Here is a 14,938-nt window from a genome sequence, read left to right on the forward strand (position 1 = left end):
CCCGACGAATGCCTTTGCCCAAACTTGGGACCGGAGGAGTGGATGGGCAAAATGGCAGAATTTTGCGGATGATTGCAAGAGGCGCGAACGGGTGCGTCGGCGCAAATGCCGTTTTCCCCGGGGATGCTCACAGAAATCGGGGCTCTTGCCGAAGTACGAGCCCTCGCCCATAAAGGCCGGGAGCCAGAAAGGGCAAAGATATCTTGAGCAACGATGAAGCAACAACCGAGAGCGGCCGACAGCGCAGCTTTCGCCTGCACAACATGGCCGTTCCCGCACGCCCGCTGGAACCGGCACTGTATCTCGTCGCAACGCCGATCGGAAATCTCGGCGATATCACGCTGCGTGCGCTTGAGACGCTTGCCGGTGCCGATGTGCTGGCCTGCGAGGACACGCGGGTGACACGCGTCCTGCTCGACCGCTACGGTATCCATAACCGCCCCTACGCCTATCATGAGCACAACGCCGATGAAGTCGGCCCGCGCTTAATGCAGGCGCTGGAAGCAGGCAAGTCGGTCGCTCTTGTTTCCGATGCCGGCACGCCGCTCGTCTCCGATCCCGGCTATCGGCTGGCCCAGAGCGCTATCGAGGCGGGGCATCGTGTCGTTCCCATCCCCGGCGCCTCCGCGCCGCTTGCTGCCCTCGTCGGCTCCGGGCTGCCCAACGATGCCTTTCTCTTCGCCGGCTTCCTGCCGACCAGGGACAAGGCGCGCCGTGATCGGCTAGCGGAATTTGCGGCCGCCCCCGCAACGCTTATGTTCTTTGAATCCCCGCATCGCATTGCCGCGGCGCTGGTTGCCGCTGCCGACGTGCTCGGCGGGGACCGCCTGGCGTCCGTCTGCCGCGAACTCACCAAGACCTACGAGGAGTTCCGCCGCGGCACGCTGGCCGAACTGTCGGCTCACTATGCCGATGTCGACAACGTCAAGGGCGAGATCGTCCTCGTCATCGGCCCGCCGCCGGAGCGGCCGGTGGAACAGGCGGAGGTCGACACTATGTTGGCGGATCTGTCGAAGACTCTGCCGACGGCAAAGGCGGCTGCAAAGGCGGCGCGCTTGACCGGGCTTCCTCGAAAGGAACTTTACCAGAGGCTTCTCGACATGAAGAGCAGCGATGGCTGACAGAAACGACGCCAGCAATCGGCGCGGGGCGCTTCGCGGGGCCACGTTTCCGAACATCTTGTCGTCGTCCTCCTGATGCTGAAAGACTATTGCATCGTCGTCCTGCGGGCGCGGCCAGATGGATATCATTGCACGCAAGCGCAATGTCGCGGTTTTCGGCGAGGTGAAGGCGCGGCGCGACGAAATGAGTGCGATCGACGCCGTGTCGCATACAGTACTGAATCGCATCAGGGCAGCGAGCGACCTGTGTTGGCGCGTCAAAGCGAATACGTTTTGCTTTCGCAGCGTTACGATATAGTTGCAATCCTCCAAGGCGACTGCCGCGCCATTTTCCGTATACTTTTTGAGGATGCTTGCAATCGCGTGCAAAAAGGTAGTGCTGTAACACTCATGTCATAAAAGCATCAAGGGGTCGTCACAGAAGGTCTCTATTTCACTCCTCACCCCAACAACTGGTGGAGAGGGATTTAGCCATGATCAAGAAACTTTCGATGGCGGCCATGGCCGTGAGCTTTTCGGCCTCGTCGTCCTTTGCCGCGACCAATATCACCTGGTGGCACGGCATGGGCGGGCGCAACGGGGAAGTCATCAACGAAGTCTCGCAGAAGTTCAACGCTTCGCAGTCGGCCTGCAGCCTGACCCCGGTCAGCAAGGGCACCTACGAAGAAGCGCTCGCCGCCGGCATTGCCGCCTTCCGTTCGGGCGAGCAGCCGAACATCCTGCAGGTCTTCGATGCAGGCTCCGCGACCATCATCAATGCCAAGGGCGCCGTCATTCCGGCTGAAGACCTGATCAACGAAGCTGGCTACAAGTTCGATCGCGAAGCCTTCATCCCAGGCGTTCGCAATCTCTATGCCGCCGCGGATGGCAAGTTCGTCGGCATGCCGTTCAATTCTTCTGCTCCGATCATGTACACCAATCCGGAAGCGCTGAAGAAGGCCGGCGTCGAAGCGCCGAAGACGTGGGAAGAGTTCGAGGCGATCGCGCCCAAGCTCAAGGAAGCCGGCTTCATTCCGCTCGTCCAGTCGCAGCTGACCTGGGAGTTCACCGAGAACTTCTTCTCGCGCAACAACATCCAGTTCGCGACCAACAACAATGGCTACGACAGCGTTGTCGACACCAAGCTCAAGGTCACCGACCCGAATCTCATCATGATGTTCGACAAGTTGAAGTCCTGGTCTGACGAAGGCTACTTCAAATACTACGGCGCCGGCTGGAGCGACAACCAGAAGCCGTTCGAAGAAAACAAGGTCGCTCTCTGGATCGGCTCGTCCGGCTCATTTGGCGGTCTGAAAAAGACGGCGACGATGCCGTTCTCGGCAACCTTCCTTCCCTACTGGGGCTCGATCAAGGGCGCCGGCACCAACACCTTCATCGGCGGCGCTGCCCTCTTTGCAATGTCCGGCAAGTCTGCAGAAGAAAACAAGTGCGTCGCGGCCTTCTTCCAGTTCCTCACCTCGCCAGAGATCCAGAAATTCTACCACCAGGCAACCGGCTACGTCGCCATCACCGAGGCGGCCTACCAGCTCGCCAAGAAGGAAGGCTACTACGAGAAGGAGCCGGTGGCGGAAGTCGGCATCCAGCAGCTGAAGCTGCAGGGCGGCGAATGGTCCAAGGGCTATCGCCTCGGCTTCTACCCGCAGATCCGCGAAATCATGGAACGCGAATACGGCCGCATCTTCTCGGGCGAAACGTCCGTCAAGGATGCCTTCGACACGATCGAGAAGGAAGGCAACCAGCTCCTCGAGCGCTTTGCCAAGACCTCCGGCTGATCAAGCCCATCGCTGAAAACATTGGTTCCGGGGGCGCGCGCCGTCTCCGGAACTGTTTTGCAAAGGTCCCGCCATGAAGCGCGTGCAGTTTTCCTCGCCAACGCTGCCCTACCTCTTTCTGCTGCCGCAGATGGCGGTGATATTCATATTTTTCTACTGGCCGTCGGTGCAGGCGGTGAAGTCCTCATTTTTCCTCGAGGATCCCTTCGGTTTCGGCTCCAGCTTCGTCGGCCTCGCCAACTATACAGGCGTTCTGGAAAGCGCCGAGTATCGTAGCATTGCCGGCTTCACGGCGATCTTTACCGCATTGGTGACATTCTTCGCGCTGTCCATCGGGCTTCTGCTGGCGATCAAGGCCGACGCAGTCATCCGCGGCAACTCCGCCTACAAGACGCTCTTGATTTCGATTTATGCCATCGCCCCGCCGGTTGCCGGCCTGATCGGCATGATGTTCTTCGACCAGCACATCGGTCCCTTCGTCCGGTTCGCAGCCCTTTTCGGCTGGGACATGAAGGTCGGCCTGAACTATTTCGACACGGCCTTCGCGATGGTCGTCGTCTCGGTCTGGAAACAGATCCCGTACAATTTCATCTTCTTCCTTTCCGGGCTGCAGGGCATCCCGGTCTCGGTGCGCGAGGCCGCAGCGCTCGATTGCCGCTCCGGCTTCCGCCGGTTCTGGGCCGTCATCCTGCCGCTGCTTGCACCCACCGCCTTCTTCCTCCTGGTGATCAACGTCACCTATTCGCTCTTCGACACCTTCGGCATCGTCGACGTCATGGTGAAGGACAAGGCTGCCAACAACCCAATCACGCTGGTCTACAAGGTCTACATGGATGGTTTCCGCGGCAACGACCTCGGCGGCTCGTCGGCACAGTCGGTCATTCTGATGATCGTCGTCTTCGTGCTTACCGTCTTCCAGTTCCGCTTCCTTGAGCGGCGCGTTCACTACAATTGAGGAGCGCGGGATGTACCGTCTCAAGATAGTCGATCATGTCGTTCTGTTGCTGGGCGTCTTCATTATGGTGGCGCCCGTGGTCGTCGCCTTCATGACGTCCACGCACGAGGCCGCCGAAATCCACCGCGAAGGTCTGACGCTGACCTGGGGCAATCACTTCACAGAGACCTATGGCGCGGTGCTGAGGCGCCAAGGCGGGTTCACCGGCCAGGTCACCGGCGCCCGCATGCTGATGAATTCGCTGATCCTCGGCATCGGCTTCGCCGTCGGCAAGATCGTCCTGTCGATGCTTGCCGCCTACGCGATCGTCTATTTCCGTTTCCGCTTGGCGACCCTGTATTTCTGGATGATTTTCACGACGCTGCTTTTGCCGCTCGAGGTGCGCATCCTGCCCTCCTACGAGGTCATGCACCAATTGCATCTGATCAACACCTATACAGGCATGATCGTGCCGCTGCTGGCGTCTGCGACGGGCACGTTCTACTTCCGCCAGTTCTTCAAATCGATCCCGGACGAGCTTCTGGAAGCGGCCCGCATCGACGGCGCCGGTCCCGTCAAGTTCTTCATCGACGTCATCGTGCCGCTCTCGCGCACGATGGTGGCGGCGATCTTCATCATCATGTTCGTCTACGGCTGGAACCAGTATCTCTGGCCGATGCTGATGACCAACGACGAGAGCTTCTACACGCTCGTGCGCGGTATAAAGCAGATCCTTCTGGTCTGGGTAGGCGCGCAGATTCCCGATTACAACGAAGCCTTTGCCATCGCGATCCTCGCGATGCTGCCGCCTGTCATCATCGTCGTGGTGTTTCAGCGCTGGTTCATCAAAGGCCTCACCGAAAGCGACAAGTAAAGGAACGTCCGATGGCGGCCATCGAAATCAATCAGGTCTCCAAGATCTACACCGGAGACGTCCATGCGGTGAAGTCGGTCGATATCGACATCAGGGACGGGGAGTTCATCGTCCTCGTCGGTCCGTCCGGCTGCGGGAAATCGACCCTGCTGCGGATGGTCGCCGGCCTGGAGGAGATATCCAGGGGCGAGGTCAAGATCGGCAAACGCGTCGTCAACACGGTCGATCCCGCCGAGCGCGACATCGCCATGGTCTTCCAGAACTACGCGCTCTACCCGCACATGACCGTTTACGACAACCTCGCCTACGGCCTGCGCAACCGGAAGACGCCGAAGGCCGAGATCGACGCGCGTGTCGCAGAAGCCGCGCGCATGCTGCAACTCGAGCCCTATCTCGACCGCAAGCCGAGGGCGCTTTCCGGCGGCCAGCGCCAGCGCGTAGCGATGGGACGCGCCATTGTCCGAAAGCCGGCCGCGTTCCTTTTCGACGAACCGTTGTCGAACCTCGACGCCAAGCTGCGCGTGTCGATGCGGGGCGAGATCAAACGCCTCCAGCGCGGGCTAGGAACCACGTCGATCTACGTGACGCACGACCAGCTCGAAGCCATGACGCTCGCCGATCGCCTCGTCGTACTGAACGGCGGAGAAATCGAGCAGATCGGCGCACCGCTCGAAGTCTACCATACCCCGGCCTCCACCTTCGTCGCGAGCTTCATCGGATCGCCGGCCATGAACCTGCTCAACGGCGAGCTGCACGGTGACAAGCTCGCACTTGGTCCGAGCTTGATCGACTTGGCGGGGATTGCACCGACATCGGGTCCGGTAACCGTCGGCATGCGCGCCGAGGATCTCCGTGTTGCGACTTCTTCGGAGCACGCACTGCCGCTGACGGTCGATTATGTCGAGGAACTCGGTTCGCAGCGCCTGCTCCACGGTCTCCTCGGCGACCAGCCACTGACCGCAGTTGTCTCGCCCGAAACGGCGCTTTCCTCGGAGCTGCGCCTCTTCATTGCGCCGGAGAAGCTGCATTTCTTCGCCCACGACACCGGCAAGCGGATCGGCAGCGCAACGGGACAGCGGAGTGCGTCGGCTCCCGTGCACGAAGCCGTGCGATAGAACACGGGACCAGGTGGTTAAATTTCTAGCAAACGTCTGAACCGCTCCGTTACGACTCTCTGCTATGTCGGCACACGATAGGGGTAGAGTGAGAAGGGGGTTCTCATGGCTGTGAAGCTGATGCTTGCGAGCGCGATAGCGATGGCTGTGCGTTCCGTGCCTTATGTGGTCACGCCGCCGCGCGGCAAGTCGTTCGTTGCGCATTCGAGCGATGATCTCCCGATGAAGTCGACGCCGATCAATCCGGACTGGGTCGTCAACGGCGATCCGCAGGCGCGCACGGCAGAACATTCCCGCGGCCATGACGATGCGGCGCTCACCGCGATATGGGATTGCACGGCCGGCGAATTCCGCTGGTTTTTTGGCTGGGACGAAACCGTGATGATCCTCGAAGGCGAGGTCCACATCACCGCCGAAGATGGAACCGAACGCATGCTGTGTGCCGGCGATGTCGCCTTCTTTGCGGGCGGCACCTGGGCAACCTGGCGGGTGGAAAATTACGTCCGCAAGGTCGCCTTCCTGCGCAAGCCTTTTCCGAAGCCCGTGGCACTGGCTTATCGGCTGCGAAACCTCCTTCGCAGTGGCGGACAACGGGGCTTGGCGGCCTGAAGAATCCGCGCTTTCGATAGTCGGAAGCCATTGATTGGCCGTTGCGTTCACGCCTGTCGCGGCCTACATCTGTCCGGCAATAGCTAAGGGACGGAAATGGCCAAGATCAAGAACGTAGCGGTCCAGATGGACCATGTCGCCGGCATCAACATTGCGGGCGATTCCACCTTTGCCATGAGCCTCGAGGCACAAAGCCGGGGCTACAAGCTTTTCCATTACACGCCCGAGCGCCTGAGTTTCCGCGACGGAAATCTCTACGCGACTGTCGAGCCGATGATCCTGCGCGACATCAAGGGTGACCATTTCGAACTCGGTGCGCCCGAGCGCGTGGATCTGTCCGCCATGGACGTTATCCTGCTCCGCCAGGACCCGCCTTTCGACATGGCCTACATCACCTCTACCCACCTCCTGGAGCGCATCCATCCGAAGACGCTGGTGGTGAACGATCCCGCCTGGGTGCGCAACTCGCCGGAGAAGATCTTCGTAACCGAGTTCGCCGATCTGATGCCGAAGACGCTAATCACCAGGGACGCGGCGGAAATCCGCCGCTTCCGCGACGAAATGGGCGACATCATCCTGAAGCCGCTCTACGGCAATGGCGGCGCCGGCGTCTTCCATTCAACCAAGGATGATCGCAACCTCTCCTCTCTGCTGGAGATGTTCGGTCAGCTTTTCCGCGAGCCTTTCATCGCCCAGCAATACCTGCCTGACGTCCGCAAGGGCGACAAGCGCATCCTGCTGGTCGACGGCGAGCCGGTCGGCGCGATCAACCGCGTGCCCGCCGAGCACGACAGTCGCTCCAACATGCATGTCGGCGGTCGCGCCGAAGCGACGGAGCTGACGGCGCGCGAGACGGAAATCTGCGCGCGCATCGGCCCGGCACTGAAGGAGCGCGGTTTCCTGCTGGTCGGGATCGACGTGATCGGCGACTACATGACCGAAATCAACGTCACCTCGCCGACGGGCATCCGCGAAGTTCGCAAGTTCGGCGGCGGCGATATCGCGAGCCTCCTCTGGGACGCAATCGAGCGCAAGCGCGCATAAGCCGACCTTTTCCGGTCTTTGTGCTGCCTTTGCAACTCGCTGCGACGTGCTTGTCACACAGATCGTCGAGCTTCCCGACAAGGCGGTTGCAGAAAGCCGCGTGCGCGTTCACGCGGCGCTGCATGCCAAGAGGCTTGCGCTGCAGGCCAAGAGGATCGCCGTCAATTTGGCGCCGGCCGACCTTTCCAAGATGGGGTCGCATTTCGACTTTCCGATCGCGCCGCCTGATGGCGGCGCTTGGGGCCGTTCCCGCGGATGCGCTGTCCGGTTACGTCGTCATCGGCGAACTCAATCTCGACGGCACGATCGGCGCAAATGCCATGGGCAAGGGCCTGATCTGCCCGGCAGGAAGCGGCGAAGCAGCCTGGCCCGGTGCCGATCTCGTCTCCTCGCGCCCGCAGCCTGATCGCGCTAGCCAACCATTTTCATGGCACCCAGGTGCTGTCGCGCCCGGAACCCTCGATCGCCCGATTCGGGCGGTCTGCAGTTGCTGCGTGATGCCGCAGAGAGAATGAAATTCTCGGCGCGCGGCTACCATCGTGGGTTGAAAGTGGCGTGCACGCTGGCCGACCTCGACGGCAAGGAGTCGGTCGGGCGCATCCATCTCGCCTAAGCCATTTCCAATCGCATGGACGGCGGCGGCCCGAATAGGGGCGCCGAAGCGCCCCCCAAAAACCAAGGCAGCTGGGATGGTTTAACTGCCGAGGCCTTCGAACAGCGCGGTCGAAAGATAGCGCTCCGCGAAGGACGGGATGATGACGACGATGTTCTTGCCGGCATTTTCCTCGCGGATTCCGACCTTGATGGCAGCGGCGAGCGCTGCGCCGGAGGAGATGCCGACCGGCACGCCTTCGAGCTTCGCCACATGGCGTGCCGTCTCAAGGGCTTCGGCGCTGCTGACGGTGACGATCTCGTCGTAGATATGCGTGTCGAGGATCGCGGGCGCGAAGCCGGCGCCGATCCCCTGGATCTTGTGCGGTCCAGGCTGGCCGCCGGAAAGAATGGGCGATTCCTCGGGCTCGACGGCGATGACCTTGATGCCTGGCTTCTTCGACTTGAGCACCTGGCCGGCGCCGGTGATCGTGCCGCCGGTGCCGATGCCGGAGACGAGAATGTCGACGGCGCCTTCCGTGTCGTTCCAGATTTCCTCGGCAGTCGTCTTGCGATGGATCTCGGGGTTGGCCGGGTTCTCAAACTGCTGCGGGATGACGGCGTCGGGCAGGGTGGCGGCCAGCTCTTCGGCCTTGGCAATCGCCCCCTTCATGCCCTTCGGACCCTCGGTCAACACCAGCTCGGCGCCCAGCAGCGCCAGCATCTTGCGGCGCTCGATCGACATGGTCTCCGGCATGGTAAGGATCAGCTTGTAACCCTTTGCCGCTGCCGCGAAGGCGAGCGCGATGCCGGTATTGCCCGATGTCGGTTCGATCAACGTCGTCTTGCCGGGGGAAATCCTGCCCTGTGCTTCCAGCGATTCGATCATCGCCACGCCGATACGGTCCTTGACGGAAGCAATCGGGTTGAAGAACTCAAGCTTGGCCAGCAGGTTCGCCTTGACGCCCTTTTCCTTGGCCAGCTTGTCGAGCCGGACGATCGGGGTGTCGCCGATCGTCTCCGTAATCGAGGAATAGATGCGGCCGCGGCCTGGTTTCTTCGACATTATGCTCTCCCATGGTGAAATGTGGGGAGAGAATAGGGTCAAAGGCCTGCGGAAACCAGAGTGGCTTCATCCATGAAACCGTCGCTTCAGAGAAAAAAGCCTTTAGGAATCATAGTTTGTCGGACGATTTTTTCACGCGGCCCGCGTCGCGATGAAGGCTGCCGTGCCGGCCAGAATGCTGGCCGCGACACGGTTGAGCGCCCGTAGCGCCCGCGGCTGCTTCAGCAGCGTGCGGGCGCGCGATGCGAGCATCATGTAAGGCACGAGCACAACGAGAAGGACGACGAACGTCGTGACCAGAAGGATCCCGTATTCGCGAGGCCCGATGCTGTTGATATCAATCAGGGTCGGCACCAGCGCCACGTAGAACAACATCGTCTTCGGGTTGCCCAGCGTGACGAGCAGGCCGGACAGAAAGCTCAGGCCGATATTGCTGGATTTCTGCGCCGCGATGTCCTGCGGCAACAGCCCGGCCGTCCATAGTTTGTAGGCGATGTAGCCGAGATAGAGCGCACCGACGATCTTGATGATGATGAAGACTTCGGTGAAGGTCTGGGCCACGAATGCAAGCCCGAGAATGACGGCCGTCAGGTAGGTCATGTCACCGAGTACGAGGCCGAGACCCATGAAGAAGGTTTCGCGGAAATTCGAACCGAGCGCACGGGCGACAATCGCCGTGATGCCGGGGCCTGGAATGGCGGCTGCGATGAACAGCGCCGCTGCATAGGCGAAGAGAGCGGTGAACGACATTGAGGCCTCCCGGTGTTGGCCGCTTTCTACGCCACCGGCCTTTGCGTTTCAAGAGATGTGTCTGCGCCAGTTTTGGCCGCAACGGCTATTGACGGAGACAATCACGGTTCTACTTCTGGAGGCGATGCCAGGAGCATGACGGGAAGCCGGCGCCGATGCCTGCTGCACCGGGGACCCATGAAATCGCTCCGGCATCCCGCAAACCCACCGCCACGTCTGGCGAAGGAGACCTTGATGAGCCCCACCGCAGTCGAAAAGCGCAAGATCGCGCCGCTCGCCACTCCGACCGATCTGAAAAGCAATGCCATCCAGGACATCTCTGGCGCCCTTGCGGCGCTTCTTGCCGATACCTTTGCAATCTACATGAAGACCAAGAACTTCCACTGGCATATGTCGGGGCCGCACTTCCGCGATTATCACCTGCTCCTCGACGAGCATGCCGACCAGATTTTCGCGATGACGGACGAGCTGGCAGAGCGCGCCCGCAAGATCGGCGGCACGACGCTGCGCTCGATCGGCCATATCGGTCGCCTGCAGCGCATCAACGACAACGACGCCGATTATGTGACGCCGGAAGACATGCTGGCGGAACTGCGCGACGACAACAGGCAGCTGGTCTCGCTGCTTCGCGAGACCCACGAGGTGTGCTCCGAGCACAATGACGTCGCCACCACCAGTCTTCTGGAGAACTGGATCGACGAGGCCGAGCGTCGTACGTGGTTCCTGTTCGAGATGACCCGACAGCCGAAGTAAAGTCAGCCGGCACGGGCGCGCAGCAACCGCGTGGGCGTCCATCCAAGGTTCATGCCGGCCGCGGCGAGTAGAATGACCGCCGCCCCGGCGATCTGCAGCGGCTGCAGCGCGTGCCCGAATGCGATGCGGTCCACGATGATCGCGGCGATCGGGTAGATGAACGACAGCGCGCCGGTCAGGTGTATCGGCAATTTCTGGATGGCGCCGTACAGCAGCACATACATCAGTCCCGTGTGGACGATGCCCATGGTGGAAAGAATCGACCACGTCCTGCCGTCAGTCGGCAGGCTCGAAAAATCCGTTATCGGCAACAGCATTAGGGCGCCTGTCGAAACCTGGATCAATGCGATCAAGTGCGGCGGCGTTCCTTTGAGGTGTTTCGCGGCAAGAGCCGCCAGCGCGTAGAAGAAGGCGGCGCCCAGCGCCATGGCGATGCCGATAGCGTAGCCGCCTGCCGGTCCCCCGGTTTGCGGCTTGGCCTCGACGATCGCCGCCATGCCGGCAAAGGCGAGCATCATCCAGAACAGCTTCGCTACAGTGATCCTTTCCTGCAGGAACAGCGCGCCGAGTACCAGCAACATGAAGGGCTGCGTGTTGTAGACCGTCGTCGCAATCGAGATCGAGGCCTGGCTATAGGAGGCGAAGAGCAGCAGCCAGTTGAAAACGATGGCAACGCCTCCGAATACGGCGATCACGAACGCCTTCAGGCTCATCACCCCGGGTCGCAGGAAGCCCATCAGGGCGCAAACGGCGAGAAGGCTGAGCGCGCCGAACAGGCAGCGCCAGAAGACGACGCCGCTCACCGGCTGGCCCGACACCACGACGAACCAGCCGATCGTTCCGGAAATCAGCATCGCTGCCGTCATTTGCACTGTGCCGCTGCGGACATCGCTCTGCATCGCCCTTCTCCATTTCGCAAGGGATGGAGAATATTGCGGTCGCCACCGACATTATATAGAATAAGGGAGAGTGTTCAGATTGATTGCCTAATATCGTGAGGATAAATGCCGATCAATCCTAATAATGAAATCGACGACATGGACCAGCGCATCCTTGAGGCGATGGCCGGTGATGCGCGCATGTCTTTGAAGGAACTGGCGCAAGCGGCCGGTCTGTCGTCGCCGAGCGCTGCCGAGCGTCTGCGCCGGCTGGAGGAGCGCGGTGTCATCAAGGCCTTCACGATTGACATCGATCCCGCCGCCATCGGCTACCCGCTGCAGGCGATCGTTCGGGTTCGGCCGCTGCCCGGGCAGCTCCACGTCGTCCAGCGGATCATCGAGGAGACGCCCGAGTTCGTCGAATGCGACAAGGTTACCGGCGACGATTGCTTCGTCGCGCGCCTCGTGGTTCGCTCGATGGCTCAGCTCGACGGCATCCTGGACAAGGTCGCGGAAAAGGCGGAAACGAGTACGTCGATGGTTAAGGCCTCGCCGGTCAAGCGCCGTCTGCCGCCCCTGGCTTAGAAGTCGGCCATCGGCGAAAGAATGGCCGGGACATCAAGCGCTACCGGAAAACCAGCTTTGATAATGAATCGCGTCTCGCTGTCCAGCACCTGCGGCTCGCCGGTCCAGGCGAGCTCGTCTGGACGGTGCACATCTACGACATCAGGTCGAACGCCCGGTCCGCCGAGGAAGGCGGCGAGCGGGGATAGTCTTCGCCACGACATCCAGCCGGATGAGCCGGTCCGCACCGTTTCATCTTCCAGGCGACGCCGCCTTTTCGTCCCCGAGCCAGCCTAGCCGAACGTCAGCCGTCCGAAACCGGCATGCGGCTCTTGAGCGTCCCTTGCAGAAACGCGAGATCGACCGGCTCCCATGGATCGAGAGATCGCGCCGACGCCGGCTTGTCGCTGTAGAGCACGATCGCCTCGAAGCCCTCGCCGTTGCACCGTTCGATAAGCCTTCTGCGTAACATCACGATACATTCCGCGCCCGCGCCAGACCGGCGCCGGATTGGAATGCCGCGGCGCGAACTATCCGCCCGTTGATCATCAGCGGCATGGCAAACGCGGCAAGATTGGCAACCAGGGTGGCGTCCGCGTCGAACCAGCCGAACGGCATGCCGAACGTATCCTCAGCGAACGCTGTCCATGCAGCCCCGTCCACAAAACAGTCCTGCCGGAAGGTCAGTCCGGAATAGTCGATCGTCTTGGGCATCACACCCCGGTAGAGCCGAAGCCGCCGGCTCCGCGCGCCGTGGCACTTGCTTGCGTGATTTCGCTCACCCGGGCCTGGATCACAGGCGCGATCACCATCTGGGCGATCCGCATCCCGCGGGGGATCTCGAACGGCTCCTCACCTAGGTTGACGAGCAGCACCTTCACCTCGCCGCGATAATCGCTGTCGATCGTGCCCGGCGTGTTCAGGCAGGTGATGCCATGCTTGAAGGCGAGACCGGATCGCGGACGGATCTGTCCCTCGAACCCGTCAGGGATTTCGAAGATAAAACCGGTCGGCACCAGTGTGCGCTTGCCGGGTGAAAGAACCATCGGCGCGCCGCCTTCGACGGCAGCGCGCAGGTCCATGGCGGCAGCCCCGTTGGTTTCATAGGCGGGAAGCTCCAGGCCTTCGCCATGCGCCAGGCGGATGAGATTGAGCGTCGGACGAGTATCGGTGTGAATGGTCATCCGCCATTACTTTGCGCCCAGGGAGCCAAGGTCAATTGCAATGGCGGCCTAAAATCGCTAGATACGCGGCAATTCCACAGGATTCACATCATGGCTGAAAGTCTCGCCGAGGCGGTTTCCCGCCGCCGCACATTCGCTATTATCGCACACCCGGACGCCGGTAAGACCACGCTCACCGAAAAGCTGCTGCTGTTCGGCGGCGCCATTCAGCTCGCCGGCGAAGTCAAGGCGAAAAAGGACCGGATCCAGACCCGCTCGGACTGGATGAAGATCGAGCGCGAGCGCGGCATCTCGGTCGTCACCTCGGTCATGACCTTCGAATATGAAGGCAACGTCTTTAACATTCTCGATACGCCGGGCCACGAGGACTTCGCGGACGACACCTATCGCACGCTGACGGCGGTCGATGCTGCGGTCATGGTCATCGACGCTGCCAAGGGTATCGAGCCGCGGACGCTGAAGCTCTTCGAAGTCTGCCGCATGCGTGATATTCCGATCATCACCTTCATCAACAAGATGGACCGTGAAAGCCGCGATCCCTTCGAGATCCTGGATGAGGTCGAGGAAAAGCTGGCTCTCGACACCGCTCCAATCACCTGGCCGATCGGCCGCTCCAAGACCTTCTGCGGATCCTACCATCTGGCCGACAACACCGTTCGCGGCTCCGATACCGAGGTAAGGCCCACCAAGGTCAACGGGCCGCAGAGCGTCGCCGACCGCCTGCCGGAAAACGAGCGAACCGCTTTCGTGGAGGAGACGGAACTGGCCATCGAGGCCTGCCGCCCCTTCGACCGCGAGGCCTTCCTCGAAGGCCACCTGACCCCCGTGTTCTTTGGCTCGGCGCTTCGCAATTTCGGTGTGCGCGATCTCATTAATGCGCTCGGCGAGTTTGCGCCGCCGCCGCGCGACCAGATCGCCGATGTAAGAACCGTCCATGCGACCGATGACAAGATGACGGCCTTCGTCTTCAAGATCCAGGCCAACATGGACCCGAACCACCGCGACCGTATCGCTTTTGCCCGCATCTGCTCCGGCAAGCTGGAGCGTGGCATGAAGGCGCGCCTCGCGCGCACCGGCAAGCAGCTCGGCCTGACTGCGCCGCAGTTCTTCTTCGCCTCGCAGCGCCAGCTTGCCGACACCGCCTATGCCGGCGATGTTGTCGGCATCCCCAACCATGGCACGCTGCGCATCGGCGACACGCTGACCGAAGGCGAGGCGCTGGTGTTCCAGGGCGTGCCGAACTTTTCGCCGGAAATTCTTCGCCGCGTTCGTCTCGAAGATGCAATGAAGGCAAAGAAGCTCAAGGAAGCCCTGCAGCAGATGGCCGAGGAAGGCGTCGTGCAGCTGTTCTCGCCGGAAGACGGTTCGCCGGCTATCGTTGGCGTGGTCGGCGCCCTGCAGCTCGATGTTCTGAAAGAACGGCTGCAGGCGGAATATGGCCTGCCGGTCTCCTTTGAAATGTCACGCTTCTCCGTCTGCCGCTGGATTTCGGCCGATCAGCCAGCTGATCTCGACAAGTTTCTGACCGTCAAGCGCGGCGATATCGCCCGGGATCTCGATGGCGATCCGGTTTTCCTGGCGCAGGACAGCTTCTCTCTGCGCTACGAGTCCGAGCGCCATCCGGCGATCAAGATGGTTGCAATTAAGGAATATCACGTCGCCAAGGCGGCGTGATATTCCATC

Annotated in this window: 15 protein-coding genes and 3 pseudogenes; 13 read left to right on the forward strand and 5 right to left on the reverse strand. The window is 61.4% G+C overall.

Features of this window, described 5'->3' with window-relative positions; all coding sequences use genetic code 11:
* Positions 1-263 precede the first annotated feature (263 nt).
* The 10 genes and pseudogenes from rsmI (at position 264) to AC1D2R_RS01385 (ending at position 8,082) form a co-directional block, all read left to right on the forward strand.
* Positions 264-1,121 carry a 16S rRNA (cytidine(1402)-2'-O)-methyltransferase gene (rsmI, locus tag AC1D2R_RS01340; RefSeq protein WP_477964621.1) on the forward strand — a complete coding sequence of 286 codons (858 nt, stop codon included), beginning with the start codon at positions 264-266 and terminating at the stop codon, positions 1,119-1,121.
* Positions 1,114-1,468: pseudogene (locus AC1D2R_RS01345) on the forward strand (YraN family protein). Before rsmI ends, AC1D2R_RS01345 begins: the two are co-directional and overlap by 8 nt.
* 126 nt (positions 1,469-1,594) lie before the next feature.
* The gene (locus AC1D2R_RS01350; protein WP_477964003.1) at positions 1,595-2,893 is read left to right on the forward strand and encodes an extracellular solute-binding protein; all 1,299 of its coding nucleotides are present in this window, start codon (positions 1,595-1,597) and stop codon (positions 2,891-2,893) included.
* Between the two features lie 73 nt (positions 2,894-2,966).
* Entirely contained in the window at positions 2,967-3,848 is an 882-nt protein-coding gene (locus tag AC1D2R_RS01355) for an ABC transporter permease subunit (protein ID WP_477964005.1), read from the forward strand.
* 10 nt (positions 3,849-3,858) lie between these two features.
* Complete coding sequence (gene ugpE, locus AC1D2R_RS01360) at positions 3,859-4,701, forward strand: sn-glycerol-3-phosphate ABC transporter permease UgpE (protein WP_477964007.1); 843 nt, start codon at positions 3,859-3,861, stop codon at positions 4,699-4,701.
* Between the two features lie 11 nt (positions 4,702-4,712).
* Positions 4,713-5,816, forward strand: a complete 1,104-nt coding sequence (locus AC1D2R_RS01365; RefSeq protein WP_477964009.1) for an ABC transporter ATP-binding protein — start codon at positions 4,713-4,715, stop codon at positions 5,814-5,816.
* A gap of 105 nt (positions 5,817-5,921) precedes the next feature.
* The gene (locus AC1D2R_RS01370; RefSeq protein ID WP_477964011.1) at positions 5,922-6,425 is read left to right on the forward strand and encodes a cupin domain-containing protein; all 504 of its coding nucleotides are present in this window, start codon (positions 5,922-5,924) and stop codon (positions 6,423-6,425) included.
* A gap of 96 nt (positions 6,426-6,521) precedes the next feature.
* Complete coding sequence (gene gshB, locus AC1D2R_RS01375; protein WP_477964013.1) at positions 6,522-7,469, forward strand: glutathione synthase; 948 nt, start codon at positions 6,522-6,524, stop codon at positions 7,467-7,469.
* Positions 7,470-7,527: 58 nt separating this feature from the next.
* Positions 7,528-7,934, forward strand: a pseudogene (locus AC1D2R_RS01380) (magnesium chelatase domain-containing protein); the annotation flags it as partial.
* A 46-nt stretch (positions 7,935-7,980) separates the two neighbouring features.
* Positions 7,981-8,082, forward strand: coding sequence for a magnesium chelatase subunit ChlI family protein (locus AC1D2R_RS01385; protein ID WP_477964015.1), 102 nt, complete (start codon positions 7,981-7,983; stop codon positions 8,080-8,082).
* Positions 8,083-8,163: 81 nt separating this feature from the next.
* Here the strand turns inward: AC1D2R_RS01385 and cysK are convergent, their stop codons facing one another.
* Both cysK and AC1D2R_RS01395 read right to left on the reverse strand, forming a co-directional pair.
* Positions 8,164-9,126 carry a cysteine synthase A gene (cysK, locus tag AC1D2R_RS01390; RefSeq protein WP_477964017.1) on the reverse strand — a complete coding sequence of 321 codons (963 nt, stop codon included), beginning with the start codon at positions 9,124-9,126 and terminating at the stop codon, positions 8,164-8,166.
* A 132-nt stretch (positions 9,127-9,258) separates the two neighbouring features.
* The gene (locus AC1D2R_RS01395) at positions 9,259-9,876 is read right to left on the reverse strand and encodes a LysE family translocator (RefSeq protein WP_477964019.1); all 618 of its coding nucleotides are present in this window, start codon (positions 9,874-9,876) and stop codon (positions 9,259-9,261) included.
* Between the two features lie 234 nt (positions 9,877-10,110).
* Here AC1D2R_RS01395 and AC1D2R_RS01400 point away from each other — a divergent pair, with 234 nt between their 5' ends.
* A complete protein-coding gene (locus tag AC1D2R_RS01400; RefSeq protein ID WP_477964021.1) occupies positions 10,111-10,629 on the forward strand; it encodes a Dps family protein in 519 nt (172 codons plus the stop codon).
* A gap of 2 nt (positions 10,630-10,631) precedes the next feature.
* Here the strand turns inward: AC1D2R_RS01400 and AC1D2R_RS01405 are convergent, their stop codons facing one another.
* Positions 10,632-11,528: a DMT family transporter gene (locus tag AC1D2R_RS01405; protein ID WP_477964023.1), complete on the reverse strand. Its 897-nt coding sequence runs from the start codon at positions 11,526-11,528 to the stop codon at positions 10,632-10,634.
* Between the two features lie 105 nt (positions 11,529-11,633).
* Here AC1D2R_RS01405 and AC1D2R_RS01410 point away from each other — a divergent pair, with 105 nt between their 5' ends.
* On the forward strand, positions 11,634-12,092 hold the full coding sequence (locus tag AC1D2R_RS01410) for an Lrp/AsnC family transcriptional regulator (protein ID WP_477964025.1): 459 nt from the start codon (positions 11,634-11,636) through the stop codon (positions 12,090-12,092).
* On the opposite strand, the pseudogene AC1D2R_RS01415 reads toward AC1D2R_RS01410, so the two are convergent.
* Together AC1D2R_RS01415 and dut are read right to left on the reverse strand one after the other, a co-directional pair.
* Positions 12,089-12,785 (reverse strand): annotated as a pseudogene (locus tag AC1D2R_RS01415) (GNAT family N-acetyltransferase). The gene AC1D2R_RS01410 and the pseudogene AC1D2R_RS01415 sit on opposite strands and share 4 nt — an antisense overlap.
* On the reverse strand, positions 12,785-13,255 hold the full coding sequence (gene dut / locus AC1D2R_RS01420) for a dUTP diphosphatase (protein WP_477964027.1): 471 nt from the start codon (positions 13,253-13,255) through the stop codon (positions 12,785-12,787). The pseudogene AC1D2R_RS01415 and the gene dut overlap by 1 nt, the downstream one beginning before the upstream one ends.
* Before the next feature lie 90 nt (positions 13,256-13,345).
* On the opposite strand from dut, the gene AC1D2R_RS01425 reads away from it, so the two are divergent.
* A complete protein-coding gene (locus AC1D2R_RS01425) occupies positions 13,346-14,929 on the forward strand; it encodes a peptide chain release factor 3 (RefSeq protein ID WP_477964029.1) in 1,584 nt (527 codons plus the stop codon).
* The last annotated feature ends 9 nt before the right edge of the window (positions 14,930-14,938 follow it).

This window comes from Rhizobium sp. P1_C7 (assembly GCF_056406295.1).